Source organism: Mycobacterium numidiamassiliense (assembly GCF_900157365.1).
Lineage (GTDB): Bacteria > Actinomycetota > Actinomycetes > Mycobacteriales > Mycobacteriaceae > Mycobacterium > Mycobacterium numidiamassiliense.
In genome coordinates, this window is the sequence record NZ_FUEZ01000004.1 from 4,412,126 (window position 1) to 4,434,881 (window position 22,756).

Sequence of the window (22,756 nt, forward strand, 5' to 3'; positions counted from 1 at the left end):
CCGAATGTGCGTCTGGGCTCAAACTCAGGAATACGCTCTAGCATCGCAATTCTCTGCGCGATTGACGGGTCTGTCGGCGTTGGCTCCGCCATAACGTGCCCTTCTGCAGTCATACAGGTACAGCGTGAAGTATGGCACCATGAATACAGTTGCGAAACGAATCTGCAACGTTCGTATAGCTGCGTTTTCGCGGTGGGGTCGAACGCCGGACAGCGTCAGGAGTGCCTCGGCCGGACTCTTTCTGTCTTTCTGTCTGTCCGTCTTGCCCGGTCTGTCCACCCCCTAAAGGGGGGTGTGGTGGACGGACATGTCCGCAGGGTCGTGGACAGATATGGACACGCGGACATCGCTATTCGCCAGCCAATCTGTAGAACGGACGCTGCTCTGTGCTGTCGTTGACCAAGAGACCGGCTTCTAGCAGTTCATTTACCGAGCGGTGGAACGTCGCAGGCGCCATGTCCGCGACGGCGCGCAGTTGCGCTTTCGTTCCTCCGGTTTTGGAAAAGTGCGAACGGAACACGGACAACAGCTTGTCCGCCGATGGGGTTTGTCCGCGGTCTCGGTGGACAGAAATAGCAGCGCTAGCGGTGCCGGTGATCGGGTCGAGTTTCAGGCTGTGGCGGTCGAATTCGGGTCCGTCTTTGCGCTTCTCTCTGTCTAGCGTGATCACGCCGCCGTCACGAGATGTGAAGTACACGGTGTCCGCGGCGGCCTCGAACGCCGACGACCCGCGCAGCGTCTTGCCGTCTTTGCCGGCGTGATGGACACCGAGGACCACGCCGCGCTGACCCGGTGTCATGTGCAGCAGCCGCGTCATCGCATCCACGACCCGACCGCAGTCCTTCGCCGAGTTCTCGTCCGCGCCCACCATGCACCTGGCAACGGTGTCCAAGACGACGACGTCGTAGCCGCCCCAGTCGATCAGCGCGCAGAGTTGATCGACCTCGTGGCGGTTGGTGAGGTTGATCGGTTCGGGCAGCAGATGCAGCCACTCGTCGCTGATCTCCCGCTGCCAGGCGGTCTCCCAGGCGTCGGTGCGCCCCTTGAAGCCGAACGCTCCCTCGGCCACCACATAGAGGACGCGGCGTTGCACGGTGTCGCGGTTCTGCCAGCGCCGGCCGGTGGCTACCGACGCCGCCCAGTCCAACGCGATGAACGTCTTTGCGGTACCCCAGCTGCCGTACAACAAAGCGGTGGTGCCCTGATCCAGAACATTGTCGATGAGAGGTTCTGGATCGGGCAGGTTGCGCAGCGCTGATCGTGTCAGGATGCGGTCGGCAAGAACCGGCGTGACTCGCAGGTTTTTGTCGTAGGCAGCCCCGGTGTACGGCGGCTCGACGAGGCCGGGGTTGTCAGGATGCTGCCCGTTACGCTGTGCCTTCTCGGGGCGCTCGTCTTCGGCGACCCATTCTCGGTACTCCGCGGTCCGGTCGGCGTCGTCGTCGCTCATGTCCCGACTCCTTGTAGCCGGGCCAACTCCGTGGCGAGGGCGCGGTCACCGCGCCGCCACAACGCCCTAGAAACCGCCAGCGGCACCAGCGGCGCCACACCCGCGGCGTGAAGATGCAAGGCCGCGGCAACCCACGCATTGAGGTGCCGCTCAACCAACGCCGCGGTACACCGTTGTGTCCGTTCAGCTTTCGCCGCGGCGCGATGACCCATCCGTAACTGGGCCAGCAGGTCATCGCGTGGTGACACATACTCGGCGGATATTCGGAAACCGGTGGGTGCGGTAACATCGGTGATGAGATCCTCGCCAGGAAATTCACCGAAATTGCCGTCGCCACCGTGCGGCGGCAATTTCATTTGCGAGACGCCTCCAACGCGGCATCAACCTCAGCGAGATCGATACGCACAAGCCGGCCTAGACGGTATGAAGGCAATCTCCCGTCCGCAATCATGTTTTTGACGGTGCGTGCGGCTACACCCAGATACTCGGCCACGCCGTTGGTGGACGCCCAGCGGCGCCCCACCGGAGTCGGCGTGTCGAGGTGTCGGCGGGCATACCGATTCGATGGAATAATGTCAACAGGCACGAAAAACCCTCCACGAAGCAGTTTTTCGGCTGGCCCACTGTCACCGTACTTCGCTGAGGGGCGGGACCGCGACTTCGTGGTCGCTGAGTTGGTAGTGGTAGATCTTTAGACCTGCCGTGGAGCATGGCGGGTCTACCCTCTTGGCTTATCGGTGAATTTACAAGCAACTAGGGGTAAATGCGGGTAACTGCTGCGGCGCGTCGGAGTTGAGACGCGAACGGGCACAAAGAAGTACGCGCCTGTACTTCGGGCTAGGGGCGGTTTCTTCTTGGCCAAGCTCGGCCGAACCGGTCTGATAAGCCCCAACCCGCGCACGTGACCCGAGCAGTCCTCGGCCCTCGAATCGCGTCAACCCATTCGACAAAGTCACGAGCCTATCGGTCGCCTGGCCCAACCTCCACAGACGGCCTTCAGGTCAATCCGCTTATCGCCTATACGATTGACAGCGTGATGCCGACCCGAGATGAAGAGGCCGCCGAAGCGCGGCGCATCACGGCGTACCACGAAGCCGGCCATGCTCGGGCAGCGGTGAGGCGCGGCGGGACTGTTCACCAGATAGACATCACCACCGACGACCTGAACGGAATCTACGACGGCAACACCCACGCTGACATTGACGATGTCCACTTGGGCTTCCACGCGTACTCAGGGCCTTGGGTTTCAGCGCGTTACCTCCATGCTCCGGAAGAATCCGTCGATATCGACCGCGTGATGCCCTTCGTGCGCTACAGCCAGGCTGATTGGCCGATGTTGCAGAAGGCATTAGGTCGCACCGATGTTACCGAAGACGTGGCCTTCGACGCATACACGCGACACCAATTCGACCGCGACCCGGAACCTGGTGAAGTTCGGCCAGACGCCGAAACGGCGAACTCGTGGCATCAGGAATATGAAGACGAATGGTCCCAGATCGAAGACCTTGCCGAAAGATTGTTGGCGGGGCAAATGGAGATCCAGGTCGGCGACAGTGTCTTGGTCCGTGTCGGGGAATCAGATTGCTGGCGAAGGCCGGACTACGCACCGCCGCCTGACGATTAAACCGTGAGTGCCGGGTGCTCGAATCCCGTTGCCTGCCAACCACCCACTCGACTTCCACGTTTTCCATACGAGAGTGCTGCGTACTCCCGTCTTACCCACGTCGAAATTAAATGCGGCCCTTACACTTTCACACTCTGCTGACGTGTTGAGCTTGAAATGCTGACTCCCGCAGCGTCAGACAGATCTGGTCTCACTATGCATGACCATCTGGGTTATGCCCTCGTCGCTCTCGGCGAGTACAACATGCAGCACTCGGTCGCTGAACACAGCCTTGCCCGATGAGTAGTTGGTGCCGTCGTAGTTGCCGTGCGTCAGTGGAGTTTCCGCGACGTCGAGCGTCATGGACCCGGTAATGATCATCTTGACGACCGGGACAATTGTTGTGCCTTCGTACAGCAGGCACACTGGCTGACCCTCATGCAACGGGACATCCAAGCCGAACTCGAAGGACATTTCTCCCGGCGCGGCATCTCCGATCGCTTTACGGAAGTCAGGATTATTCATGCCGAAGTTCGGCATCGTCCGTTTGATCAGCTCGTTCGCATCGAACAGCATCGATCCGTCAGGCGAATAGATGCTCAAAGTCCCCGTTGCATCAAAGGCTTCGACAAACTCGACTACGCCGTCTGGCCGCTGGACCCACAACCGCATCCCCTGCGGCGTCGCGTTCGTCACTTTGAGCCAGCCGAGATTGAGGGCGCCAACTACACCGCCAATCAACTCGGGCGTCACCTGGCCGGGTGTGATCGCCCTGATGTGGTAGAACTCCGCGACCTTCAGAGCGTTCGCTGTGAAGCCGCTCTGCGAAACGAGCACCAGGGCATCCGTTGGAAGGTGGCCGTGTTTGCCGTACATGGCCTCAACCCACTCGACCGATTGCGACTTCTTCCACGCGCGGCACTCAATCCCGACGACCACCTTCTGGCCCGTGGCATCGCTCTCAAGGCAGATATCAACCTCACGCAGGTCGCCGGTGATGTCGTCGGCGAGCATCGCCGAGGGGGTCACGACCACGCTCCGATGCTTTCGCAAAAGGGTGGTGATTAGGGTGACCATCGTCTGGAAATCATTGGTCCGCTGCGGCATCTCCGGAAAACCTCCATTCTTTCCGCAATGACCCGGCGGGTATGAAGCATAGTTGGCTAACTTCATGCGAGGCTGAGGCTTTGCCGAAATAGATTGCCGTTACTGGGATTCCGCCGCAGGGCCGCTGACGACGTTGAACGGAGAACCTACGCGAGCCTTTAAGGCGGTAACGACTTCGCCGTTCGCCACCCCACCCCTGAACCGCTCAGCCGAGTTTCATTGCCCGTGTGTAGGAAAAGACGCCCGGCGCGCAGCCTGTGGCCGGCTAGGAGGCCGTTGAGGTCGTCGGGCTGGTCCGAGCGACCGAGCGTAACCAGCGCATCGCCGTAGTCGCGGAACCGACAACCTAGCCCATGAAGCGAGCTGACGTTGTGAACAACTTTTTGGCCGTACCGGAAGACTGGCAGGAATTGCAGTAACTTGCATCAGAGTTCGTCGCCGAGCAGGCGCGGCTCGGTCGCGGACCTCCTAGAGCGAAGTCAACGAGACGACTGAGCGGCGCTCCCGGCTGCGAAAATTTGACTTGGACCTGGCCAACGAACGGGCGGCCTGCTCGGGGAGATCTCCCGAGACAACTTCGCCGAGCAGGGGGTGATGCTCTCCGCGATCGTCATCTATCTCAAAGAAAACGACGCCGGGGGCGGGTTCTACGACCTCGCCAATAGACTTCTCAACGAAGACAACGAAGCCCCCGTGGAGTAACGGGTTCCCGCTGTGGGCGTCAAGAGCGGCCAAGACGACTAGTGGCGGTTGATGCGGCGCTTGCGGGACCAGGTCCGGTAGGCGATGTAGCCCATAAGTGCGGTGAGGCCTCCTGTACTAATCAGGCCCAGCATCGTGCCGTGGGTGCACGCATTCAGCACGAACAGTGCCAGGAACAGCACGGCCATCACCGTGAAGAACACAGGGCCGTACAGGGAGCTGGTCTTCACGGGCGCATCCTCATCCAATTGTCGGTCTCTTAAGGCAGGCACTTTTCAGCGGCGTCCATGCCGTCAGCGACAGCCGCCGTCCCCAGAGCAATTTGACCGATCGCGGCGGGAACCCCGACGCCGGTCGCACCTTCTGGCGCCGCCGTCAGGATCGCAAGCGTGCCGCCCACCGGCTCCAGGAGCGCTTTCGTCGCGTCGTAAATGCTGCACGGGGGTTTGACAGCTCCCCCAGCGCTGCCCGGACCGGCCGCAACAGCGGTTGGTGGCGCCGCCGGCTTCACGCCAGGAATATTAGGTGGCGCCGGAGCCGGTGGCAGGTTTTGAGGCGTCAGTAGTCCGCCGGTCGGATCGGTGGGACGCGGCGCCGGAGGCGGCCCTGGTGGCACCGACGCAGCAACTTGCGGGGGCACCGGGAATGGCCCGATCTGCGCGGGGGGTTGTTCGGCGCCGCGTCCCACCGATCCGACCGGCGGACTACTGACCATACGAGATCTAGTACGGTCTCGTGGGCTCGGAGATGTGTATAAGAGCCGGGTTGTTCGGCGCCGGGGGTGGGGTTCGCGGGGTCAGGCGGTCCGGTCAGGTTGTCAACCAGCCGAATGTTGGGCTTGCCGTTGGCCGGCGAAGTCGTAACCGGGTTTTCGTATCGTGGCCCGTTCACGGCGCCGCCGCCCGGATTGGTTGCTGCAGCACCGCTTTTGGGTGCGCCCGCGAAGTTCATGGCGCCGACACTTCCTGCGGCCGTCGTGAGTTGACCTGAGGTCTCGGTTTCGACGCCGAGTAGCTGTGCTGCACGCTGGTTGATGTTCGCGGCGAACGTTTGGGCTTGGGCTTGCCGCGCCGCTTGCTCCGCCGCTGACCCGCTGCTGCGGGTGTCGGTGACCGATAGATCCTCACCGACCTGAAACCCGGCGTTTTGGGCATCCTCGACGGCGTACAAAGCTTGTCGCTGCGCGGCGCTGATGTTGCTGGCCCCGGTGCGCGCGACCTGCGCAGCGTTGCGGAGTTGGTCGGCTTGGGTGGTCACACTCGTCAGGTCCGCGCCAGTTCGGGCACGTAGCGCGTCACCGCCTTGGCCGTCCCACCCCATCGTCTGCGACTGAATGCGGACTTGGGCGAAGGTGTCTTCCCACTTGTTGGCGGTCGTCGTCCAGTAGGTTGCGGCGTTGATCAAATGGTCGGTGTCCCACGATTCGAGTTGCGACAGTGTTGGTGCCATCGTCACACCATCACTACTGGCGGTGGCGCGACGGCGCCGAGTTGGCTTTGCCCGGCGGCGTCTTGGTTCGCGTAGCCAGCCGCAGCCGACACAACGCTGGCCGCCGTGTCTTGGATACGCGCCGTACATGCTGCTGCGCCAGCCCCGACTGCCGCATCAATCGCACTGATCGCCGCCGTCGTCGGTTGATACGGCTGCCCCGGCGACGGCGGCGCGCTCGTCAGCCCCGAACTCAACCGCTGCCACTGAACCGCGGCCTGCTGCAACTGATCAGACGGCACCTTCAGATTCGTCCCCATAAATCGAGTCTATGACGACCTCACACCAGCGGGTAGTCACCGGCGCCACCGCTAGACGGCGCCTGCCGACCGTTCACCGGCGCCGGATGAACCACGCACGCGGGCAGCGTCGAAAATTCTCATCATCCTCTTATGCATTCCGTACTGTATTTTCGCCGCCCAGTCGGCCTAACGGGTGAGGGCAACGACGCCCTCAAGTACCCGAAGGGAGGTGAACAAAGTGACAGCACTTAACCCCGCCGACTGCAAATGGATGTATTCCCATACACACCGTGAATGGGATCTGAATGGCACCGTGGTCGCAAACGTCAAGATCTACGTCTGCGTGACGGACGGGCACCTTGGGCACTGGGTCGCCCGGTAGCCACACAGGGTGAATTGCGCCGTCCGCCGGACGGTGCCACCCTGATTTCCTCTCCAAAAATCGTCAGCCCCGCCGCACTGGTCTCCGCGGCGGGGCTGACGTCTATCTCCGGCACACTGGATTCCGTGACTCCCGCGGTCGGCACCCTGGTGCTCAACACCGATAACCAGTGGATGGCGCTCCCGCCCGAACGGTGCCCCCACGGACACCAGCTCGGCCCGCACCGTGTTCTGGTCGGTCACCAGCCTTGCCGCTGCGGCCGGCACGGGCACATGACCTGGGCCTGCCGTGAATGCGACGCCACGATTTACGGCCCACCACTCGACCAGACCTGCCGAGTACTGAACAGGGCGGGCTAAATTGTCATCGTTCGCGCTTTAGGCTTGACGAATGGTCAAGCCGGGCTGGTACCCCGATCCCAATGGTGACAAGTTCAGCGAGTCTTACTGGGATGGCGCACGGTGGACGGTCACTCGCCCATCTCCGCAGCAGCAAACTGTGCACCCAGGCACACTGGCAGCGGGCTGGTATCCAAACAGTCAAGTTCCCGGCTCGTTGCATTACTGGGATGGCCAGCGGTGGACGGCCCACCACGCCGTCCCGAACGCGCCTCTGAGGCCGCAATTCCAGGCGCAAGGAACCAACCTTAAGCCCTGGCTCTTCGCGATACTGGCGGTGCTCGTCGTCATCGCGATACTGCTAATGAGCACTAAGCCGTGGGAGAGCGAAGGATATAAGCGTTGCGTGGCCGAGCAGAAGGCCCAGGCAGGCGGAAGCTCGCAAGTGAACTCTACGCTCGGGGGTGGTATCGAAGAATACTGTCACCGCAATTACGACTAGAGCCACGCGCCGGATGAACGCGACGCCCCCACGCCTCTGGACCCTCGCCGAAGTCGTCGCCATGGGCTACACCCCGGCAGTCAAGGATCCCGAACGCTGGACTCAACAGCGGCCAACTCCGCGGTACTCTCCTCGGCCGAACATGGAAAATGAGCGACGACCACCTCGCCTACATGCTGAAAACGTTGAGCAACGACGACGCCGTCCCCGAAACCCGAACCCGAACCCGCCCAGCCCGAACCGGCTGAGCCTGTTGTGCCGATTCCCAATTTTTGGGCCTCCTTATCGACCCGCAGGCGCAACCGACTCCGGCCGGTCAACTAGCGACGGCTGCTATCCGCTACTTGTGCCGATTTTAGGTATCATTGCCTGTATGACTGCTCCCGTGAAGGAATCGGTGCTTGCTGCGGTGCTCGCCGCGCGCGAGCGGATTCGCCGTGGTGAGGCGAAGCCGCGGGAACGTCGTCCACGCAATGAGGAAAACTCCAACCGCTAAAAGTAGCGTGCTCAACTGGGACGATGAGGCCTTCGACAAATACGAAGAGCTACGTGATCGGGGAGATAGCATCCTCGACAACGCCTTGGAAGACGCTCTCGACTTAATCGATACCGATCCCTCCTCGCCCGCCGCACGCCAGTCCCGGCTCGAATCCGTACCCGACGAACCAACGATGTGGATCGTTGACGCCCCAGCCCGGCATCCGCTGCTACGCATCTTCTGGCAACTCCACGATGACGTCCCCACGATCGCGTTCATCGAGGAATACGAACAGATTTGGCCGGGAAGTAGCATCTCCTCGAATTGAGGCTGTCGGCGTATGCTGATCGTAGACGCCAGCGCAGAGGCTTAAATCTGCGACATTTAGCTCCCGTGAAGTGTGGAGTTTTCGATGGCCGGATCGGCCAACTCTCAATGCAAAGAAGCGTCCGACAAAAGGACGTCCCCGAAAATAGGAGACGAAATAATGCACACACTGACTTGTGTCGGTGAGGTAATACTGGACTCTGTCATGGGAGACATCGTCTTGGCTGCCGACTCGCAATCGGAGCCGGTCACTGTCGAAAAAGTCGCCGAGCGCCTCACTGAGGACGATATGACTGCCGAGGTAATCAGGGAGTTGGCCACCGCCGCGGTAGCGCGCCTACTACTCGGTTAGTCCGCCCGACTTCTACCAGTCAGCCCGCCACCAACAGTCTCAGTGGCGGGCTGACTGCTGTTCTGCGGCCCAAATATTCTCCTGCGGTCCCACTGGCCCTTGGCTCCTCAGGCAGTCGTTGCCGGATGCGCAATTGCGAACCAGTCCGCGAACGGCTGCTGCAGCCGTTCCAGCACCACCGATTCGGGCACGGACGTGTACTGCGCGAGGGCATAGAGATACGTGCCCGTCGCTAACGCCGCATAGAAGGTAACCTGCGCCGTGACCTCTAGCGGGACGTACTTGGCGGCGGTCACTACACCTCCGACCGAGGGTCCAACCGGCGCGTGCCTGACGAGCCCGGCTTGGCGGAAACGTCCGTGTGCAGCGGCAGACAGCAGCTTGTACGGCATCCCCGCCAGATCGTCCCCATGCACCCCCGACGCCCGGTAGAGATCCTTCATTAGCTGGGTCTCCGATGGCGGGGCCTCGGACTTCCTTTGGCCTGTGCGGGCGAGGAATGGGGCGTCCCACGGCCGACGGTTCTTGGGGTAGACCGGGTTGAGTCCTGCCGTCGCCCCGACCGCCAGATAGTCCGCGGTGCGATCGTTGCGGAAGGTGACCGCCTCTTCCTCGTCCGAGGGCAGCGGTAAGTCGTACAGCGCCGCCAGCTCTTCGTTCAAAAAGCGCCGCAGCCGCTCCTCCCGAGAGTCTGCGGTCAGGACGTACCACGCCTTCGCGGCGATGACGGCCGATGTGCGCGCCAACGGGAACGGCGGCAACGTGACTGTGTCGGCGCGTAACACGGCAGCAACGCCAAGGAGAAGGTCGGTCTGTTCGAAGCCGGCGGCGACCTGCTGCGTGGCGAGGGTCAACAGGGTTTGCTTGGACTGTGTGCCCTCGTGGTCTGACCGCGCGGCTTGGTCGCCCAGTGCCTCGCTTCCGACAAGGAACGGGTGCGACAACTCCCCGTGGAGGAGGCTGTCGGCGGCGTCAGCGAACTGCGTCACGACATCGGCGAACGTGTGGAACCCAGGCGGCGTCGAGCGCCGTTTTCGCGGCGGCGGAGTCGTCACAGTTCCATCGTGGCTGAAGTCATCTACCCGGCCTAGCGACACGTCCGCCGCCTACCCACAGGGTGAATTGCACGCCCTAGCCGTGGGTGCGAATCTTGGGGCCTCTCCAGCGCCGCCCGCCACCGCCGATCTCCGGTGGCGGGCGGACCGCTGTTACGGAGAGTCCACTTTCCACTGCACGTCCAAGACCACCTTGCCGTCAACCACGGCGTGGGGATCGAAGCGCTTACCCTTCCCGCAGCGATTGATCGTGACGGTGGCGATCTCGCTGATGATTTCGCCACGGACACCAGCGGTCAGTTTGGGCCAGCGCATCCGTAGTTCCTTACCGGCGGCCAGCAGCGCCGCGGTCGGGCTGGTGCGGGCTGCCTGCGCCAATTGACTGTCGATTTTGTTGATCTCAGCTTTGTACTCCGCCGCGCGCCTGCGAGCCTTCGGGCCGTCCAGCGTGCCGTCGTCCAGCAGATCCACCAGCCGGTCCAGCTTGGTCACCCACCCGGCCCGCTGATCTTGAAGCTTGCCTACGTCAACCCCACGCTCGGCGATGAGCAGCCCAGCGTCAGGTCGCGATAGCCGTTCCACGACGAGGTTCTCCACGTAATCGTCCACCGGGTCGCCACCGCGGATGACGCAGGAATGCGCCGAACACACGTATTTGCGGCCTTGGCTGCGGCCGGGACCGGGGAACGAGATCTGCATGGGTGCGCCGCAGACACCACAAACGTAGACGCCGCTGCCGACGTGCTTTTTCTCGAACGACGTGACCTTGAGCCGTGTCGGGTCGCTGAGTTCGGCGACTACGCGACGGTAGGTTTCCTCATCGATCAGCGGTGTCCAGTTGGCCTGGGTTTCGACTTCCTTGCCGAGGTGAGTTTTGATGCCGGCGTAGCGCGGGTTGAGCAACAGCCTGCGAATCCGCGTCGAACTCCACACACCTTTGACGACGTACTCCTTGCCCTTCAGTTTCCGTGTGGCCCCGGCGACCGTGGTGGTCACGCCGCTGGCGTTCCACTGTCTCGCTATGGCCCTCAGGCTCGTGCCCTCTAGGAGATCGGCGACCGCGTCGCGGTACATCGTGGCCTCGGGCTCTATTGGCTGACCGTCGCGGGTGTAGCCGAATGATCGGTTCCCCTGGTTGTGAAACACCCCGAGTTCCGCCCGCTGAACGTACGCGCTTTTGCGGCGCTCGCTGTGATGCGCCGATTCCTGCTCTTGGACGCTACCGAGGATCTGCGCGAGCATCTTGCCCGTCGAGGTGGACAGGTCGAGATCGCCACCTTGGATGGTCTTGATGAGTAGGTTGGGGCCGGCCTGACACAGCCGCACTAAATCGGCCAGCCTCCGGTAGAGCCGGTCGGTGTGTTGGCAGAGGACCACGTCTGCCCGGCCGCTTTCAATGGCGACCAGCATGTCCTCAAATCCGTCCCGGCGCTTGCCGTTGTAGGCCGAGATGTCGTTGTCGGTGAAGATGTCTACGACCTCCATCTCTGCCAGCTTGGCGAGCTTGCGGCACGCCTTCTCTTGGCGATCAACGGCGAGGCTTTCACCGTTGCGGTCCTTACTAATTCGCGTGTAGATGACAGCGCGCTTACGTGTGGTCATCCCTCCATTATATTAGGCGTCCCCTATACATGCTCGCCGTACGCGGTGGCCGCCCGGGTGCCCACCACAGCGGCAGCACGCTGCGCCGCATCGTCGAGACGCACCGGACCCTGCGCCCACAGGACCAACGGAGGCCCGACGCGAGGCTTGGCCCCAATGCCGGTGAACGCGGCGAAGGCGAGCAGCGGCCACTCGTCGCTGTCCGGGGTGATCAACCGGCCGCCACGCTGTGTGAGTAGCTCGAGATCCTCTGCGGCCCGGTCTATTCCGCGCCGGGCTTCGGTCTGGCGTGCCAGCTCGTCGTTGACCAGCCCACGCCGGACCCGTTCGGCGGCCTCGACCGGGCCGACGGACTGCACGAGGGCGGCCAGTTGCGGGCAGGGCGGCTCGACCACGCGCGACAGGTAGGCCCACGCCAGGGCCGCGGGGTCGTCGACGGCGGTCATCGCTGCGCCCCCGGTTGCCGGAAGCTCAGCGCCGCAGCAACTTCGTCGAGCCCAGGCGAGTTCCGGCCGGCCAGATCGGCCAGGCTCCACGCGACGCGCAGAGTGCGATCGAGCCCGCGAATGCTGAGCAACCCACGTTCCAGGGCGGTGCGCAGTGGGGTCATCGCGGCGTTGCTGGGGCGGAATTTTCGCCGCAGCAACGATCCGCTCACTTCGGCGTTGGTGCGAAATCCGTGCGGGCTCCAGCGCGCGGCGGCGGTCTCGCGGGCCTGGGCCACCCGGTCGCGAACCTGTGCCGTCGACTCGCCGTCGGCCGCCGAAAACGCCCCTGCCCGCACCGAATGCATCTGCACCCTCAGGTCGACCCGATCCAGCAACGGCCCGGAGAGCTTACCCAGGTAGCGCCGTTTCGCTGCCGCCGCACAAATGCAATCGCGCGGATCGGCCGGCGCGCACGGGCACGGGTTAGCGGCCAGCACCAACTGGAACCGGGCCGGATAGCACGCCACCCCGTCGCGGCGGGCCAAGCGAATCTCCCCGTCCTCCAACGGTGTTCGCAACGCCTCGAGTGCCGAGGCCCTGATCTCGGCGCACTCGTCCAGGAATAGCACCCCGCGATGCGCCCGGCTCACGGCGCCGGGGCGGGCCATTCCGGAGCCCCCACCGACGAGCGCCGCCACGCTGGAACTGTGGTGCGGCGCCACGAACGGCGCCCGGGTGATCAACGGCGTGTCCGTCGACAGCAGCCCGGCCACCGAATGGATCGCGGTGACCTCCAGGGCCTCGCCATCGGTCAACCGCGGCAGCAATCCCGGAAGGCGTTGGGCCAGCATCGTTTTGCCGACTCCCGGCGGACCGGTCAGCATGAGGTGATGCGCCCCGGCGGCCGCCACTTCGACCGCGAACCGTGCTTGCGATTGCCCGATCACGTCGGCAAGATCCGCGGCCGACTCGGCTTCCGGGGCGTCCGCGGTGGTCCGCTGATCTAGTCGGGCCGATCCACACAGCCAGGCCTGCAATTGTCCCAGGGTGCGCACGCCCCAGACGTCGACGCCGTCGACCAGGCTGGCCTCCGCAAGGTTGTCCACCGGGACCACAACGGCCGGCCAGCCGCCGCGTTTGGCGGCCAGCACGGCGGGCAGCACGCCGCGCACCGGCCGGACACGGCCGTCCAGCGACAACTCTCCCAGCAGCACCGTCTTTTCCAGGCGTTCCCACGGACTCTTTCGTTGCGCCGACAAAACCGCCGCGGCCAAAGCAATGTCGTAGACCGAGCCCATTTTCGGCAGCGTCGCCGGCGACAGCGCGAGCGTGAGCCGGGCCATCGGCCAGCTGTTTCCGCAATTGGTCACGGCCGCCCGCACGCGGTCGCGAGATTCCTGCAACGCGGCGTCGGGCAGACCCACCAGGTGCACGCCCGGCAGCCCGGAGGTGATGTCGGCCTCGATCTCCACGATCTCGCCGGCCAATCCGCGCACCGCGACCGAGAACGCGCGCCCCAGCGCCATCAGCCGATCCCCTGCAGGTGCGTGATCTCCGGCGTGCGGCATCGCCCGACGCGCACCCCGATCACATCGATGCGCACCGCGGCCCAGCGCTCGTCCTGAGCGGCCAGCCACAGGCCAGCGAGCCGGCGTAGCCGCCGGACCTTGCGCTCGGTGACCGCATAGGCCAGGCCACCGAAGCCGTCGCCGGTCCGCGTCTTGACCTCGACGAACACCACCGTGCGGGTGGTGTCGTCGCATGCGATGACGTCGAGCTCGCCATAGCGGCAGCGCCAGTTACGCTGCAGGATCCGCAATCCCATCCTGGTCAGATGGTCTGCGGCCAGCACCTCGCCCATCGTCCCCAGCTGGATGCGGGTCAATGTCTTCTCGGCCCCTGAGGCCTTTACGGTCGTCATGCGGCCAACCTGCACGGCGCCCCTGACAGGTCAGGCCGCGGCGGCCGCCTGAATGCCAGTGTGACGCCCGGCTATCCCCAGTTGGGCTTCAATCCACAGCCCCGCCGAATCACGTTACCCAGCAACGGTTCTCAAATCACCCTGTCGGCGCGGGTGTATACGTTCATTGAATGCTCCCGCAGAAACGCCACCAGCGTCAGGCCGGACTCCTCGGCCAGCGACACCGCCAGCGAAGACGGCGCCGAGACGGCTGCCAGCACCGGAATCCCCGCTACCACCGCCTTCTGCGTCAGCTCGAACGATGCTCGCCCGCTCACCAGCAACACCGCGCCGCTCAACGGGATCCGCCCGTGTTCCAGCGCCCACCCGACCACCTTGTCGACGGCATTGTGCCTGCCGATGTCCTCGCGCACCACCAGCATCGCTCCGTCGGCACCGAACAGCGCCGCCGCATGCAACCCACCCGTGCTCTCGAAAACCTTTTGCGCACCGCGAAGTTGGCCGGGCATCGCCTTGAGCGCAGCCGCCGAAACCGTGGCGGGGTCGTCGCCCGGCGAGAAATGGCTGATCACCCGAACCGCGTCCAGGGACGCCTTCCCGCACACCCCACACGACGAGGCCGTATAGAAGTTCCGGGTGACATCGAGGTCCGGTGGTTTGACGCCGGCAGCCAGGGTCACGTCGAGGACATTGTAGGTGTTGACGCCGTTCTCGTCCTGGCCGTCGCAATAGCGGATCGCCACAATGTGCTCACGATCGGTGATGACACCCTCGGTGAGCAGGAAGCCTTGGGCGAGTTCGACATCGGAGCCGGGCGTCCGCATGGTCACGGTGACCGGGGTCCCGTTGACGCGAATTTCCAGCGGCTCCTCGACGGCCAGAGTCTCCGGCCGGGTGACCGCCCGATCGGCGGTGAGGTGCTTCGCCCGCCGCCGCGCGGTTACGTTCCCCACTGCGCCGCCGCCGTCGCCAAGCGCTGAAACCTCACCAGGCCAAACTACAGTGGCACGCCCCTGACCGCCCGAAACCCATTTCGGCATCTGCGCTTGAATTAGGCTAAGAAGTGGGGTTGCGGGCTTCGGGCGCCTTCCGACCAGTCCGCCGACATGCCAGAAGTGAGGCACAACATGCCAGACACGTCGAGTGCCGGTTCATCGGACTTGCCCGGCGGCGAAACGGCCGACCCGGGCACGGTGTTCGCGGCCCTCGCCGAGATCATCTACCAGGGATCGGACGTCAACGAGATGTACGCGGCGATCTGCATCGCCGCCACCCTGGTCGTCCGGGGTTGCGATCACGCCAGCCTGTTGGTGCGCGACAACGATCGTTACGTCACGGTCGGCGCCAGCGATCACCTCGCGCGGTCCATCGACGAGCTGGAGCGGCGCACCGGCGAAGGCCCGTGCATCGATGCGATCGAGGAAGAAACCCCCCAGATCGACACCGACCTGACCACCCAGTCCCTGTGGCCCGAGCTGGCCAAGGTCCTGGTCGCCGAGACGCCGGTGCGCGGGGCCATGGGATTCCGGCTGCTTGTCGACAAACGCAAGGGCGCCGCGCTCAACCTGTTCAGCGACACGGCCAACGTCTTCGACGACGAGTCCGCCGGGCGAGCGGCGGTGCTGGCGGCGTTCGCCAGCGTGGCCATCAACGCGGTCGCCAAGGGCGAAGACGCCGCGAGCCTGCGCCGCGGCCTGCTGAGCAACCGCGAGATCGGCAAGGCGGTCGGGATGCTGATGTTGCTGCACGGGATTACCGAAGAAGACGGGTTCGACCTGCTACGGCGCCACTCGCAGAGCCTGAACATCAAGCTGGCCGACGTGGCGCGCGCCGTCATCGAAACCCGCGGCCAACTGCCAACCAGCGACGAGGATCCGCTGACCGACTAGGGCTATTCCGGGAGCCGCAACTCCGGCTTCTCCACTTCCTCGATGTTGACGTCCTTAAAGGTGACCACGCGCACCTGCTTGACGAACCGGGCCGGCCGGTACATGTCCCACACCCAGGCATCGGACAGGCGCAGCTCGAAGTACACCTCGCCGTCGGCGTTGCGCGGCACCATTTCTACGCTGTTCGCCAGGTAGAAGCGCCTCTCGGTCTCCACGACGTAGCTGAACTGCCCGACGATGTCCTTGTATTCGCGGTACAGCGAGAGCTCCATCTCGGTTTCGTACTTTTCGAGATCTTCCGCGCTCATCTGCCACTCACCCGCTCAGACGTCCTTTTCCTGCCGATTTGTCCGTCTTCCCGCTCGGACCCATGGGCCGCCAGCGGCCGGGATGGCCGCCGGGCGGGAAGTCTCGCCCCATCTTTCCTCACCGGATTTCGCCACGCTCGCCCGGAGGGTCGGGTTTGCACTCGGCCACCACCCGCGTCGTCGCGCCCTCCCCGGACAGCGTGGCCACCCGCCGCACGTTGATGAACGAATAGCGATGCTCAGCGCAGGGCCCCAGCCGGGTCAGGGCCATGCTGTGCGCCGGTGTGCTGTAGCCCTTGTGCTCGGCGAAGCCGTAGCCGGGATGGTCGGCGTCCATGGCCACCATCAGTCGGTCCCGGCTCACCTTCGCCAGCACGCTCGCCGCGGCGATGCAGGCGGCGGCGGCGTCTCCCCCGATCACCGGCAGCGAGGGCATCGGCAGGCCCGGCACCCGAAAGCCGTCGCTGAGCACATACCCCGGGCGCACCGACAAGCCGGCCACCGCTCTGCGCATGCCTTCGATGTTGGCGACGTGCACACCGCGTCGGTCGACCTCGACCGACGGGATGAACACCACGTGGTAGGCCAGCGCGTAGCGGCAGATCAGCGGGAACAGCTTCTCCCGCACCTTCTCGTTGAGCTTCTTCGAATCATCCAGGGCTGCAAGGCTTTCCAAGCGGTTCGGGGTGAGCACGCAAGCCGCCACCACTAGCGGGCCGGCGCAGGCGCCGCGGCCCACCTCGTCCACGCCGGCCACCGGCCCCAGACCGCTGCGGTGCAGCGCGGACTCCAGGGTGCGCAACCCCGACGACTTGCGGATCACCGCGCGCGGCGGCCACGTCCGGTTCATGGGCAAGCCACGGCTACTGACCCTGCTGGGGGTTCACCGAACCCACACCACCCCATCGCGACGGCGGCCACACGATGAACCTGGCCTTACCGATGACATTGGAAACCGGCACCGTTCCCGACGTGGGATCTCCGGTGCACAGAATGCCTTTGAGCGCGTCGGCGGGGACGCTGGTGCAGTGGGCGCGCGAGTCCGCGGAATGCGTCCGGTTGTCACCCATCACCCACAGCCGTCCGGCCGGCACGTTGACCGGTCCGAATTCACTGCCCAGGCACGGGTACACCGCCGGGTCGGCCATCATCGTGGCGGGATCCAGAAACGGCTCCTTGAGCGGCTTGCCGTTGACGGTCAATCCGGTGTCGGCCCGGCATTGCACCGTTTGTCCCCCGACCGCGATGACCCGTTTGACGAGGTCGTTTTCGTCGGGCGGCACGAAGCCGATGAAGGACAGCGCGTTCTGGACCCAGCGCAGCGCGGTGTTGGACGAGCGGATCGACTTGTATCCGGCGTTCCAGGACGGCGGTCCCTTGAAGACGATCACATCGCCGGGCTGGGGGGATCCGAAGCGGTAGGTGACCTTGTCCACCATGATCCGGTCACCCACACAACCCGTGCATCCGTGCAGCGTGGGCTCCATCGATTCGGACGGAATCAGGTAGGGACGCGCCACGAACGTCAACATGACGTAGTAGAGCACCACGGCGATGACGGCCAGGATGGCCATCTCCCGCAGCGCGGACTTCTTCTTGGGCTCCGCGGTGGCTTCGGGTTCCCCTGGCCCCTCGGGTGACTCGCCTGCGGGGCCGTCAGAGGGGCGAGTAGAGACCTTCGGCTCTGACTTACCAGGCTCGGACTGGGGGTCAGATGAGTCCGTGGTGTCGGTCACGAGATTAGGGTAGCCAGCGAAGTTTGTCGGCTGGTAACGCGCCGCGTCGGCCCGGCGGGGTCGCCAGGGCGCACCAAATCAGCGCTTCTCCTTGATCTTGGCCTTCTTGCCGCGGAGTTCGCGCAGGTAGTACAGCTTGGCGCGGCGGACATCGCCACGGGTCACCACCTCGATATGGTCGATGTTCGGCGAGTGCACCGGGAAAGTCCGTTCCACGCCGACGCCGTAGCTCTCCTTGCGCACGGTGAACGTCTCACGGACGCCGCCGCCGGACCTGCGGATGACCACGCCCTTGAACACCTGGACGCGCTCTTTGGCGCCCTCGATGACCTTGACGTGCACGTTAATCGTGTCACCCGGGCTGAAGGCCGGGATGTCGTCGCGGAGCGACGCCTGATCGACAAAATCCAGCCTGTTCATCTTAAGAAGACACTTCCTCGGGATCGCGGCTTGCGGCAGCCACCCACGCACAGGCGTGGGCAGTCACCGAGCCGATGGTTCGGGCTTTCTGGGTGTATCCCGCGGCAGCGGGGGCGCGCTGGCCCGCCGACAATCGCTCGAGACAACTGGTCAATTGTGCCAGATACCCCGCGCGCTGTGAAAATCACATGAAATCAGGCGGTTCGCGCGAGGCCGAACACGCTGGTAAATGGTACATATGACTGGGGTCAGAACGCGCTCATCAACCCGAACCTCCAGCGTGCAGCCCGGGGCGGACGGCGGACAGGCCCGCCACCTGCACGTTTACCCAGAGGAATGGAGACCACAGCATGCGCACCCGTCCGCTCACCGTGCTCACCGCGATCGCCGCGGTGACGTTGGTGATCGCCGGGTGCGACGAAGCGCTGGTAGCGGCCAAAGTCCCGGCCAAAGTGGCCGTCAGCAAGGCGGGGTTCGGCGGGTCCGGCCGCGACGCGCTGGGACCACAACCGCAGCTCATTCAGCTGCTGCTGGACACCGTGTCGACATCCGGGATAGCCGCCGCCACCGACGCGCCGCCGAGCGCCGGGTTCAGCGGCGTGCAGGCCCGCATCCAGCAGGCCACTGACGAAGCCGCGGCCAGTGGGGCCGCCCTCTCGGTGGCCATCCTCGACCGCAAGACCCACGAACAGGTCTCCAACGGCAACAGCCAGATCATCGGCACCGCCTCGGTGGCCAAGCTCTTCATCGCCGACTATCTGCTGCTCGCCGAGTCCCAGGGCAAGACCACCCTGTCCCCGGACGACCGTGCGGCCCTCGACGTCATGTTGCAGTCCTCCGACGACGGCGCCGCCGAGAAATTCTGGGCTGCGGGCGGCGGCGACGCCATCATCAGCCAGGTAGCCAGCCGGTACGGGCTGGCGTCCACCACTCCGCCCAGCGACGGTCGCTGGTGGAACACGATGAGCACGCTGAGCGACGTGATCCACTACTACGACATGCTGCTCGACGGGACGGGCGGGCTGCCGCCGGAGCGGGCCAAGATCATCGTCAACGATTTGGCCCAGTCCACGCCCAACGGCCTGGACGGCTATCCGCAGCGGTTCGGCATCCCCGACGGCCTGTTCGCCGAACCGGTGGCGGTCAAGCAAGGCTGGATGTGCTGCATCGGCGCCGACTGGATGCACCTGTCCACCGGTGTGATCGGCCCCGACCATCGCTACATCATGGTCGTCCAGTCGCTGCAGCCCGGCGATGACGCCGCCGCGCGCGACACGATCACCCGCGCGGTCAAGACGATGTTTCCCAACGGCCGGATCTGATCCCTAGCGCTCAGGCCTGCAGGTCGGGGCGACGTTCGCGGGTGCGCTGCAGCGAGACCTCTCGTCGCCAGGCGGCGACGCGCGCGTGATCACCGGATAACAACACGTCGGGCACGTCGAGCCCGCGCCAGCTGGGCGGCCGCGTGTAGCTCGGACCTTCCAGCAGTCCGCCCAGCGTCGGCGAATGCGAATCATCTTGATGCGACGCCGGATTTCCCAGCACGCCGGCCAGCAGCCGCAGTACGGCCTCGATCATCACCAGGGCCGCCGATTCACCGCCGGGCAGCACGTAGTCGCCGATCGAGACCTCGGCGACCCGCATCCGGCGGGCGGCATCGTCGACGACGCGTTGGTCGATGCCCTCGTAGCGCCCGCAGGCGAACACCAGATGCGCCTCTGCGCTCCAGCGTGCGGCGGTGGCCTGATCGAACAACACGCCAGCGGGGGTCGGCACCACCAATAGCGTTTCCTCAGAACAGATTTCGTCCAACGCATCACCCCACACCGGCGCCTTCATCACCATCCCCGGGCCACCGCCGTAGGGCGCGTCGTCGACCGTCCGATGTACGTCGTGGGTCCACCGCCGCAGATCGTGCACCCGCAGGTCGACCAGGCCCGACTCAATAGCCTTGCCCGGCAACGCTTGTCGCAGCGGATCCAGGTAGGCCGGGAAGATCGTGACAACGTCAATCCTCATGTCGATGCACGCCTATGCCAAATCCAGCAGGCCTTCGGGCGGATCGATCTCGACCATGCCCTCCTGCAGTGACACCGACGTTACGATGGCACTGACGAAGGGCACCAACACCTCACCATCGTCGCCAGAACGCTTGACGGCCAACAGTTCCCCTGCGGCGGTGTGCAGCACTTCGGCGACCACGCCGACATCCCGTCCGGCCGTGGTACGCACGCGCAGGCCCTCCAGCTGATGGTCGTAGTAGGTGTCCGCCTCATCGATCGGCGGCAGATCGCCGGAGTCCACCACGAACACACTGCCCCGCAGCGCATCGGCGGCGTTGCGGTCGTCGACTCCGTCCAATCGCACCAGCAGCCGCCCGCCGTGTTCACGCGCGTCAGCGACGACGTAACTGCGCTCTGCGCCGCCGCCACGAGATTTCTTGGCGCGCAAGGCATTGCCCGGCGCGAACCGTTCAGCGGGATCGTCGGTGCGGATCTCAACAACCAACTCGCCGCCGATGCCGTGCGCCTTCACCACGCGCCCGACAACTAACTCCAAGGGAGGGCCCGGCCTACTGGTCGGTGTCCACCACGTCGACGCGGATACCGCGGCCGCCGATGCCGGCGACCAGGGTGCGCAGCGCGGTCGCGGTACGTCCCCCGCGACCGATCACCTTGCCCAGATCGTCAGGGTGGACATGAACTTCGACAGTCCGCCCCCGCCGATTGGTCACCAAGTCCACCCGGACGTCGTCCGGGTTGTCCACGATCCCCCGCACGAGATGCTCTACTGCGTCGACAACGACCGTGCTCATGGCGCCGGTCAGCCTTCGGTCGCCGGCTCGGCCGGCTCGGCGGCCTCAGCGGGGGCCTCGACCGCAGCGGTGGCGGCGGGCGCGGCCTCTTCGGCGGCGGGCTCGTCAGCGGATTCCTCGGCCTTCGCGGCCTTCTTGGCCGGGGCCTTCTTCTTCGGCTTGGCGGCCTCGGTGGTCGGCGCGCCGTCGGCCTCGGCCAATGCGGCGTTGAACAGCTCCAGCTTGCTGGGCTTGGGCGGAGCGAGTTTCAGGGTGCCCTCGGTACCCGGCAGGCCCTTGAACTTCTGCCAGTCACCGGTGATTTTCAGCAGCTTGAGGACGGGCTCAGTCGGCTGAGCACCCACCGAGAGCCAGTACTGGGCGCGCTCGGAGTCGATCTGGATGAGGCTCGGCTCTTCCTTCGGGTGATAGCGGCCGATGACCTCGATGGAACGGCCGTCGCGGCGGTTGCGCGCATCGGCGACGGCGATGCGGTACTGGGGATTGCGGATCTTGCCAAACCGCGCGAGCTTGATCTTCACAGCCATGGTTGAGCGACTTCTCCTGTGTGTCACGCTGCAATTCAGCGATCCTGGCAGGATGCCGGGACCCGGTTTTGCCTCGCGTGTCTGACCGGCCGTGCGAGCACCCGTGGGTGGGTCGCTCGGCGGACAGCCGCCAATTGTGCCAGAACAGCGGCCCGCGGCAGAAATCCGGCTTCGTGGCGGCCTACTGCACCTTCTGGTAGATCTTCGTCTCGACCCGGCGTGTCATCCGCCAGCCCTCGGGGGTGCGGACGAACTCGTCGTCGTACCACAGCCCGCAGAACAGCACCTGGTCCTTGTCGCCGGGAAGCACCATCGGGTTGAAGCAGATCACCCGCGACGACGCCGTGTCCCCGTCGATGCGGACCGAGAAGTTGCCGAGCATGTGCGCATAGACCGGGAAGGTCGGCAGCACCTCCGAGAGCCACTTCTTCACCTCGGGGAACTGGCCGTCGATGCCGCCGAGCTCGCGGTAGTCGATGTAGGCGTCCGGCGTGAACACCTTGTCCAGATCGTCGAATCGGCGATTGTCGATGGCGGTGGAATAGTCCACGAGCAGCTGCTGGATCTCTAAGCGGTCGGATATCTCGGCCAGGCTCAACATGCATCGATTGAACACCTCGGCCCCGCGGGACAAGACGCCAGGGCAACCGGGGCAATTCCGCGGTACCGCGCAAAGCCGCCGCGGAGAATAATCGCAGCTATGAGAACGGCAGTCCTGGGTTTAGCAACGGCCCTGGTGCTGTGGGGCGGCTCCGTCATGGCCGCGACGACCGCCCGGACCGCTCCCGGTGACTGCGCGTCCGGCAAAGCCTGCATGCGATGGTGCCCGGGCGATCCCGACCCGGCGAGCCGGCCCATCCCCTGGGACGCCAACGTCTGCCACGACTTCTACTGGGATTCGGCCGGCGTGCACGACATCGGCACCGGCACGTTCTACTCCTGGTCGTCGCTTCCGTTCAAGCAGCCGCCCCCGGCCGGCCCGGTGCCCACCCACACGTCCTACCTGCCGCTGCCGACGCTTCCGTTTTGCCCCGTCCCGCCGTGGTGCCCCTGAGGCGTCCCGCGGGCCCGGCCATTAAACTTT

The 22,756-nt window shown here is 64.9% G+C and carries 28 protein-coding genes and 2 pseudogenes; 9 read left to right on the plus strand and 21 right to left on the minus strand.

Annotated features, from left to right (window positions below):
* Positions 1–349: 349 nt before the first annotated feature.
* From MNAB215_RS29140 to MNAB215_RS29150, 3 genes are read right to left on the minus strand one after another with little or no spacing between them, the layout of a single operon-like run.
* Positions 350–1,450, minus strand: coding sequence for an AAA family ATPase (locus MNAB215_RS29140; protein ID WP_077081845.1), 1,101 nt, complete (start codon positions 1,448–1,450; stop codon positions 350–352).
* Complete coding sequence (locus tag MNAB215_RS30445) at positions 1,447–1,806, minus strand: hypothetical protein (protein WP_077081846.1); 360 nt, start codon at positions 1,804–1,806, stop codon at positions 1,447–1,449. The genes MNAB215_RS29140 and MNAB215_RS30445 overlap by 4 nt, the downstream gene beginning before the upstream one ends.
* Positions 1,803–1,973: an excisionase family DNA-binding protein gene (locus tag MNAB215_RS29150; RefSeq protein WP_077081847.1), complete on the minus strand. Its 171-nt coding sequence runs from the start codon at positions 1,971–1,973 to the stop codon at positions 1,803–1,805. Before MNAB215_RS29150 ends, MNAB215_RS30445 begins: the two co-directional genes overlap by 4 nt.
* Positions 1,974–2,483: 510 nt before the next feature.
* Here MNAB215_RS29150 and MNAB215_RS29155 point away from each other — a divergent pair.
* Entirely contained in the window at positions 2,484–3,074 is a 591-nt protein-coding gene (locus MNAB215_RS29155) for a hypothetical protein (protein ID WP_131829188.1), read from the plus strand.
* A gap of 174 nt (positions 3,075–3,248) precedes the next feature.
* On the opposite strand, the gene MNAB215_RS29160 is transcribed toward MNAB215_RS29155, so the two are convergent.
* The 3 genes from MNAB215_RS29160 to MNAB215_RS29175 form a co-directional block, all read right to left on the minus strand.
* Positions 3,249–4,160 carry a restriction endonuclease gene (locus MNAB215_RS29160; RefSeq protein WP_077081849.1) on the minus strand — a complete coding sequence of 304 codons (912 nt, stop codon included), beginning with the start codon at positions 4,158–4,160 and terminating at the stop codon, positions 3,249–3,251.
* 740 nt (positions 4,161–4,900) lie between these two features.
* Positions 4,901–5,092, minus strand: a complete 192-nt coding sequence (locus MNAB215_RS29165) for a hypothetical protein (protein ID WP_077081850.1) — start codon at positions 5,090–5,092, stop codon at positions 4,901–4,903.
* A gap of 1,221 nt (positions 5,093–6,313) precedes the next feature.
* Positions 6,314–6,610, minus strand: coding sequence for a hypothetical protein (locus MNAB215_RS29175; RefSeq protein ID WP_077081852.1), 297 nt, complete (start codon positions 6,608–6,610; stop codon positions 6,314–6,316).
* 220 nt (positions 6,611–6,830) lie between these two features.
* Between MNAB215_RS29175 and MNAB215_RS29910 the strand changes: the two genes are divergently transcribed.
* The 5 genes from MNAB215_RS29910 (at position 6,831) to MNAB215_RS29575 (ending at position 8,971) form a co-directional block, all read left to right on the plus strand.
* Positions 6,831–6,974, plus strand: a complete 144-nt coding sequence (locus MNAB215_RS29910) for a hypothetical protein (RefSeq protein ID WP_165691628.1) — start codon at positions 6,831–6,833, stop codon at positions 6,972–6,974.
* Positions 6,975–7,364: 390 nt separating this feature from the next.
* Positions 7,365–7,814, plus strand: coding sequence for a DUF2510 domain-containing protein (locus MNAB215_RS29180; protein WP_077081853.1), 450 nt, complete (start codon positions 7,365–7,367; stop codon positions 7,812–7,814).
* A gap of 373 nt (positions 7,815–8,187) precedes the next feature.
* On the plus strand, positions 8,188–8,310 hold the full coding sequence (locus MNAB215_RS30635) for a hypothetical protein (protein ID WP_281253356.1): 123 nt from the start codon (positions 8,188–8,190) through the stop codon (positions 8,308–8,310).
* Positions 8,288–8,620, plus strand: a complete 333-nt coding sequence (locus MNAB215_RS29185) for a hypothetical protein (RefSeq protein ID WP_131829189.1) — start codon at positions 8,288–8,290, stop codon at positions 8,618–8,620. The genes MNAB215_RS30635 and MNAB215_RS29185 overlap by 23 nt, the downstream gene beginning before the upstream one ends.
* A gap of 159 nt (positions 8,621–8,779) precedes the next feature.
* Positions 8,780–8,971 (plus strand): hypothetical protein, encoded by a 192-nt coding sequence (locus MNAB215_RS29575; RefSeq protein ID WP_131829190.1) that lies wholly within the window; start codon positions 8,780–8,782, stop codon positions 8,969–8,971.
* 107 nt (positions 8,972–9,078) lie between these two features.
* On the opposite strand, the gene MNAB215_RS29190 is transcribed toward MNAB215_RS29575, so the two are convergent.
* From MNAB215_RS29190 to fdhD, 6 genes and pseudogenes are all read right to left on the minus strand, one after another.
* On the minus strand, positions 9,079–10,026 hold the full coding sequence (locus MNAB215_RS29190; protein WP_131829191.1) for a hypothetical protein: 948 nt from the start codon (positions 10,024–10,026) through the stop codon (positions 9,079–9,081).
* 153 nt (positions 10,027–10,179) lie between these two features.
* Positions 10,180–11,628 carry a recombinase family protein gene (locus MNAB215_RS29195; protein ID WP_077081856.1) on the minus strand — a complete coding sequence of 483 codons (1,449 nt, stop codon included), beginning with the start codon at positions 11,626–11,628 and terminating at the stop codon, positions 10,180–10,182.
* A gap of 26 nt (positions 11,629–11,654) precedes the next feature.
* Positions 11,655–12,074, minus strand: a pseudogene (locus MNAB215_RS29200) (DNA-processing protein DprA); the annotation flags it as partial.
* Positions 12,071–13,582, minus strand: a complete 1,512-nt coding sequence (locus tag MNAB215_RS29205) for a YifB family Mg chelatase-like AAA ATPase (protein ID WP_077081857.1) — start codon at positions 13,580–13,582, stop codon at positions 12,071–12,073. The pseudogene MNAB215_RS29200 and the gene MNAB215_RS29205, both read right to left, overlap by 4 nt.
* Entirely contained in the window at positions 13,582–13,977 is a 396-nt protein-coding gene (locus MNAB215_RS29210; RefSeq protein WP_077081858.1) for a YraN family protein, read from the minus strand. The genes MNAB215_RS29205 and MNAB215_RS29210 overlap by 1 nt, the downstream gene beginning before the upstream one ends.
* A gap of 131 nt (positions 13,978–14,108) precedes the next feature.
* Positions 14,109–14,930, minus strand: coding sequence for a formate dehydrogenase accessory sulfurtransferase FdhD (gene fdhD / locus MNAB215_RS29215; RefSeq protein WP_077081859.1), 822 nt, complete (start codon positions 14,928–14,930; stop codon positions 14,109–14,111).
* 174 nt (positions 14,931–15,104) lie between these two features.
* Between fdhD and MNAB215_RS29220 the strand changes: the two genes are divergently transcribed.
* Positions 15,105–15,866 carry a GAF and ANTAR domain-containing protein gene (locus tag MNAB215_RS29220; protein ID WP_077081860.1) on the plus strand — a complete coding sequence of 254 codons (762 nt, stop codon included), beginning with the start codon at positions 15,105–15,107 and terminating at the stop codon, positions 15,864–15,866.
* 2 nt (positions 15,867–15,868) lie between these two features.
* Here the strand turns inward: MNAB215_RS29220 and MNAB215_RS29225 are convergent, their stop codons facing one another.
* The 4 genes and pseudogenes from MNAB215_RS29225 to rplS all read right to left on the minus strand — a co-directional run bounded on the left by MNAB215_RS29225 (position 15,869) and on the right by rplS (position 18,330).
* Positions 15,869–16,174 carry a DUF2469 domain-containing protein gene (locus MNAB215_RS29225; protein ID WP_007171389.1) on the minus strand — a complete coding sequence of 102 codons (306 nt, stop codon included), beginning with the start codon at positions 16,172–16,174 and terminating at the stop codon, positions 15,869–15,871.
* Between the two features lie 15 nt (positions 16,175–16,189).
* Positions 16,190–17,024: pseudogene (locus tag MNAB215_RS29230) on the minus strand (ribonuclease HII).
* 13 nt (positions 17,025–17,037) lie between these two features.
* Positions 17,038–17,910: a signal peptidase I gene (gene lepB, locus MNAB215_RS29235; protein ID WP_077081862.1), complete on the minus strand. Its 873-nt coding sequence runs from the start codon at positions 17,908–17,910 to the stop codon at positions 17,038–17,040.
* 78 nt (positions 17,911–17,988) lie between these two features.
* Positions 17,989–18,330, minus strand: coding sequence for a 50S ribosomal protein L19 (rplS, locus tag MNAB215_RS29240; protein WP_077081863.1), 342 nt, complete (start codon positions 18,328–18,330; stop codon positions 17,989–17,991).
* 350 nt (positions 18,331–18,680) lie between these two features.
* Between rplS and MNAB215_RS29245 the strand changes: the two genes are divergently transcribed.
* On the plus strand, positions 18,681–19,652 hold the full coding sequence (locus tag MNAB215_RS29245; RefSeq protein WP_077081864.1) for a serine hydrolase: 972 nt from the start codon (positions 18,681–18,683) through the stop codon (positions 19,650–19,652).
* 10 nt (positions 19,653–19,662) lie between these two features.
* Here MNAB215_RS29245 and trmD read toward each other — a convergent pair whose 3' ends face one another.
* The 5 genes from trmD to MNAB215_RS29270 all read right to left on the minus strand — a co-directional run bounded on the left by trmD (position 19,663) and on the right by MNAB215_RS29270 (position 22,273).
* Complete coding sequence (gene trmD, locus MNAB215_RS29250) at positions 19,663–20,349, minus strand: tRNA (guanosine(37)-N1)-methyltransferase TrmD (RefSeq protein WP_077081865.1); 687 nt, start codon at positions 20,347–20,349, stop codon at positions 19,663–19,665.
* A gap of 12 nt (positions 20,350–20,361) precedes the next feature.
* The gene (gene rimM, locus MNAB215_RS29255; RefSeq protein ID WP_077081866.1) at positions 20,362–20,889 is read right to left on the minus strand and encodes a ribosome maturation factor RimM; all 528 of its coding nucleotides are present in this window, start codon (positions 20,887–20,889) and stop codon (positions 20,362–20,364) included.
* Between the two features lie 13 nt (positions 20,890–20,902).
* A complete protein-coding gene (locus MNAB215_RS29260) occupies positions 20,903–21,145 on the minus strand; it encodes an RNA-binding protein (protein WP_056548932.1) in 243 nt (80 codons plus the stop codon).
* 8 nt (positions 21,146–21,153) lie between these two features.
* Complete coding sequence (rpsP, locus tag MNAB215_RS29265) at positions 21,154–21,672, minus strand: 30S ribosomal protein S16 (protein WP_077081867.1); 519 nt, start codon at positions 21,670–21,672, stop codon at positions 21,154–21,156.
* Positions 21,673–21,853: 181 nt separating this feature from the next.
* Positions 21,854–22,273 carry a nuclear transport factor 2 family protein gene (locus tag MNAB215_RS29270; RefSeq protein WP_077081868.1) on the minus strand — a complete coding sequence of 140 codons (420 nt, stop codon included), beginning with the start codon at positions 22,271–22,273 and terminating at the stop codon, positions 21,854–21,856.
* 99 nt (positions 22,274–22,372) lie between these two features.
* Here MNAB215_RS29270 and MNAB215_RS29275 point away from each other — a divergent pair, with 99 nt between their 5' ends.
* On the plus strand, positions 22,373–22,726 hold the full coding sequence (locus MNAB215_RS29275) for a hypothetical protein (RefSeq protein ID WP_131829192.1): 354 nt from the start codon (positions 22,373–22,375) through the stop codon (positions 22,724–22,726).
* Positions 22,727–22,756 lie beyond the last annotated feature (30 nt).

Coding starts and splice junctions, on each gene's coding strand:
- MNAB215_RS29140 (WP_077081845.1), bottom strand. CDS start 1,450: ATGAGCGACGACGACGCCGACCGGACCGCGGAGTACCGAGAATGGGTC.
- MNAB215_RS30445 (WP_077081846.1), bottom strand. CDS start 1,806: ATGAAATTGCCGCCGCACGGTGGCGACGGCAATTTCGGTGAATTTCCT.
- MNAB215_RS29160 (WP_077081849.1), bottom strand. CDS start 4,160: ATGCCGCAGCGGACCAATGATTTCCAGACGATGGTCACCCTAATCACC.
- MNAB215_RS29175 (WP_077081852.1), bottom strand. CDS start 6,610: ATGGGGACGAATCTGAAGGTGCCGTCTGATCAGTTGCAGCAGGCCGCG.
- MNAB215_RS29180 (WP_077081853.1), top strand. CDS start 7,365: ATGGTCAAGCCGGGCTGGTACCCCGATCCCAATGGTGACAAGTTCAGC.
- MNAB215_RS30635 (WP_281253356.1), top strand. CDS start 8,188: ATGACTGCTCCCGTGAAGGAATCGGTGCTTGCTGCGGTGCTCGCCGCG.
- MNAB215_RS29185 (WP_131829189.1), top strand. CDS start 8,288: ATGAGGAAAACTCCAACCGCTAAAAGTAGCGTGCTCAACTGGGACGAT.
- MNAB215_RS29575 (WP_131829190.1), top strand. CDS start 8,780: ATGCACACACTGACTTGTGTCGGTGAGGTAATACTGGACTCTGTCATG.
- MNAB215_RS29195 (WP_077081856.1), bottom strand. CDS start 11,628: ATGACCACACGTAAGCGCGCTGTCATCTACACGCGAATTAGTAAGGAC.
- MNAB215_RS29205 (WP_077081857.1), bottom strand. CDS start 13,582: ATGGCGCTGGGGCGCGCGTTCTCGGTCGCGGTGCGCGGATTGGCCGGC.
- MNAB215_RS29210 (WP_077081858.1), bottom strand. CDS start 13,977: ATGACGACCGTAAAGGCCTCAGGGGCCGAGAAGACATTGACCCGCATC.
- MNAB215_RS29220 (WP_077081860.1), top strand. CDS start 15,105: ATGCCAGACACGTCGAGTGCCGGTTCATCGGACTTGCCCGGCGGCGAA.
- MNAB215_RS29225 (WP_007171389.1), bottom strand. CDS start 16,174: ATGAGCGCGGAAGATCTCGAAAAGTACGAAACCGAGATGGAGCTCTCG.
- rplS (WP_077081863.1), bottom strand. CDS start 18,330: ATGAACAGGCTGGATTTTGTCGATCAGGCGTCGCTCCGCGACGACATC.
- MNAB215_RS29245 (WP_077081864.1), top strand. CDS start 18,681: ATGCGCACCCGTCCGCTCACCGTGCTCACCGCGATCGCCGCGGTGACG.
- trmD (WP_077081865.1), bottom strand. CDS start 20,349: ATGAGGATTGACGTTGTCACGATCTTCCCGGCCTACCTGGATCCGCTG.
- MNAB215_RS29260 (WP_056548932.1), bottom strand. CDS start 21,145: ATGAGCACGGTCGTTGTCGACGCAGTAGAGCATCTCGTGCGGGGGATC.
- rpsP (WP_077081867.1), bottom strand. CDS start 21,672: ATGGCTGTGAAGATCAAGCTCGCGCGGTTTGGCAAGATCCGCAATCCC.
- MNAB215_RS29270 (WP_077081868.1), bottom strand. CDS start 22,273: ATGTTGAGCCTGGCCGAGATATCCGACCGCTTAGAGATCCAGCAGCTG.
- MNAB215_RS29275 (WP_131829192.1), top strand. CDS start 22,373: ATGAGAACGGCAGTCCTGGGTTTAGCAACGGCCCTGGTGCTGTGGGGC.